General features: G+C 37.5%; 4 protein-coding genes and 1 pseudogene. 2 read left to right on the top strand and 3 right to left on the bottom strand.

Translation table 11 applies throughout. The features are described from left to right. The 3 genes and pseudogenes from AC3DU7_RS31285 to AC3DU7_RS31275 form a co-directional block, all read right to left on the bottom strand. Positions 1–266: pseudogene (locus tag AC3DU7_RS31285) on the bottom strand (hypothetical protein); the annotation flags it as partial. 484 nt (positions 267–750) lie between these two features. Next, positions 751–867 (bottom strand): hypothetical protein, encoded by a 117-nt coding sequence (locus tag AC3DU7_RS31280; RefSeq protein WP_488043129.1) that lies wholly within the window; start codon positions 865–867, stop codon positions 751–753. A gap of 30 nt (positions 868–897) precedes the next feature. Beyond that, complete coding sequence (locus AC3DU7_RS31275) at positions 898–1,089, bottom strand: hypothetical protein (protein WP_488043128.1); 192 nt, start codon at positions 1,087–1,089, stop codon at positions 898–900. Positions 1,090–1,605: 516 nt separating this feature from the next. Here AC3DU7_RS31275 and AC3DU7_RS31270 point away from each other — a divergent pair. Next, the gene (locus tag AC3DU7_RS31270) at positions 1,606–1,845 is read left to right on the top strand and encodes a type II toxin-antitoxin system HigB family toxin (protein ID WP_488043127.1); all 240 of its coding nucleotides are present in this window, start codon (positions 1,606–1,608) and stop codon (positions 1,843–1,845) included. Beyond that, on the top strand, positions 1,820–2,233 hold the full coding sequence (locus AC3DU7_RS31265; RefSeq protein ID WP_488043126.1) for a helix-turn-helix domain-containing protein: 414 nt from the start codon (positions 1,820–1,822) through the stop codon (positions 2,231–2,233). Before AC3DU7_RS31270 ends, AC3DU7_RS31265 begins: the two co-directional genes overlap by 26 nt. Positions 2,234–2,403: the final 170 nt, after the last annotated feature.

Below are 2,403 nucleotides of genomic sequence, written 5' to 3'. Positions count from 1 at the left end.
CGATGATGACTATGACGACGATGACTATGACGATGATGACTATGACGATGATGACTATGACGATGACGACTAATATAGGGCGTTGCTGATTCTGGGTATGATTTTGCCCCCCGAGCAAGCCAATTTTGGGGGGAATAAAACTCTAAAAGTCCCCCTTGATCCCCCTCCCGTCCCCCTTGGAAAGGGGGAAGCCAAATGTTGCTGCGCTTTTTGTTGAACGGGGGATGCGCGGGGGCTTTACCAGAACCAAACAATCGCACATTCATACTTCTATTCAGCAACGACTAATATAGAATGGCGTTGGTGATTTGAGGTACAATCTCATGTCCCGATCAGAGCGTGATAGAACTCCGTGACCTTTACGCGACCAAAAAACTTTCTCCTTCTACTCCGGTTTCTTCTTCTTTGTTCCCTCCTGACTTCCCCTCCTGGGAGCAGGGCTGTTTCAAAGTATTGTAAATTAACGATTTAGGGAAAACGAGAGATAAGGGGATTGTGGAACAGTGAAATTCACCAAAATTTGCCAATTTTGAGCGCCAATAAGCGTCCCTTTTGCTCTGACTAAAATGGTGAAAAATCAACTTTTAATCATAAGTTCAAAGCCTCCATCCCCGTGTCTCCGTGTCTGGTGTGTCCCCGTGTCAATCGAGAATGAAACAGCCCTGCCCTCCTGGGAGGGGTCAGGGGTGGGTTGACTCCTAAAGAATTAAGATGAATACCATACACGCGCTTCACCAACGCCAAAGGCTTTTAATTTCGACAATAATTTTCCTTCCTTTTTTTTTCAACAGCAATAGGTTTTTCTACTGCGAGATCGGCAAATAATTCAGCATCTTTATATTTGATTTGATCGGGATCGGCTAAAATCCTCCAACCGTCTAAATTCTTTAACTATAGTTATTCTGAATTGGTGGGACGAACAATTAAATTAGCTCTTTTATCTTTTAGTTGTGATTGTAAAACAGGGCTGAAATGATAATAGTCTAAGGATAATTTAATGACTTGATTTTGCTCGGTAATAATTTCGATATCTGTTAATTCTGATGCTAGGGCATCCCAATTTATTTGTTTTGTTTTAGTTATTGTCATTGGTATTTTTGGCATTGCTGAATTAAGGTATGAAAGTAGGTTTATAGGGAATAGGTCATTTCAGTTATCAGTTATCAGTTATCAGTACCTCTAGCTGTTTGCGGAGCATTCCGTAGGAAAGCAAGAGGCTTGAAGTACGGAATTATTTTTTTTTTATCCCCTTAAAAGGGGAGGCGCATACCCACGATTTTTCGGTAATAGGGAACAGGGAACAGGGAACAGGGAACAGTTAATATTAACAAGTAGTTCAAACCATCCAAAATACAAAATCAAAAATATAAAATTATCAAATCATACCCAGAATCACCAACGCCGTATTTTTAAAGAATAAGTAAAAAGATAGACATAAAAATATTAAATCATTTGTGATAATCTGACCATTGGATTTTTTAATAATTATGTATAATAATACTACAAAATTTAATTAATAAGTAGCGATCGCTCTTTATGCGTATTATCAGTCGGAGGACGCTGAGAATATACTGGGAAAAACATTCTAATGCTAAACCTGGGCTTTTGCTATGGTATAATAGGGTATCAGATGCAGAGTTTCAAAACTTTAATGATTTACGGCAAACCTTTCCTTCAGCAGACTTAGTTGGCAATTTTACTGTCTTCAATATTGGAGGAAATAATTATCGACTCATTACTTACATTGATTACGAATACAAAATAATTTTTATCCGCGCTGTACTAACTCACTCCGAATACGATAAGGAAAATTGGAAAAATGACGACTGGTTTCAAAACTCCTAACAATTATTATATAGAATTAATTACCAAATTTCCCCCTCGCCCCATAACTAATGAAACTGAATTAATTGCTACTCAAAATCGGATTAATTCAATTTTAGACAAAGGTTCTTTGACAAAAGACGACCGCGACTATCTAAAAATTTTAGGAATGTTAGTCTATGAATATGAGGAAGAACACGAACCAATTTCTACTATTCGTGGTGTTGAAATTCTCAAAACTTTATTAGAAGAATCTCAACTTTCTCCTCAAGATTTAGTTCCTATTTTGGGCAATGAATTTATGGTATTAGAAGTATTGAATGGCAAATGCCAACCCTCAGAAAAGCAAATTCAAGAACTAGCTAATTTTTTCCATATTTCTCCATCTTTATTGATAGATGTTGCCTAAGTCCTGAAATTTACAGCAGATTCCAAGTATATGAAGTACACATATTAATAATTGAATGTTCCCAGTGCGAGCATCTTGCTCGCGCGGGTGTACCTCACCAAGGTGGAATCCGCTGTATAAAATTATTAGGACTTACGTAAAATAATGTAATTCTGTCATTGCGAGCGAAG

Source organism: Okeania sp. (assembly GCF_983059655.1).
Note: the sequence above shows the minus strand (reverse complement) of the source record. Positions and strands in the feature narration are given on the sequence as shown.